The following is a 221-nucleotide window of genomic DNA, read 5'->3' as shown; positions in this document are numbered from 1 at the left end:
AAGCCTATTCCTCCCTCACTTGCCATATGCTCAACATCGAAAATGTTATCCTTATGCTTTTCTCTCAACCAATCAACCACTTTTCCTCCATTACATCCTCCTTTTTCACCATTCCTTGATTCCATCTTTCCATTCCCCAAATACTCATTTTCAATATCTACAATAATTACACCTGTCCTCATTCTTCTCCACCTCCTATACAATATTTTATTACACTACAA

1 pseudogene is annotated in these 221 nt (G+C 36.7%); it reads right to left on the bottom strand.

The features are described from left to right. Window positions 1–182, bottom strand: a pseudogene (locus tag FS628_RS31110) (cysteine hydrolase family protein); the annotation flags it as partial. Window positions 183–221 lie beyond the last annotated feature (39 nt).

Source organism: Paenibacillus xylanexedens (genome assembly GCF_007676705.1).
In the GTDB taxonomy this organism is placed as follows: Bacteria; Bacillota; Bacilli; order Paenibacillales; family Paenibacillaceae; genus Paenibacillus; species Paenibacillus xylanexedens_C.
Note: the sequence above shows the minus strand (reverse complement) of the source record. Positions and strands in the feature narration are given on the sequence as shown.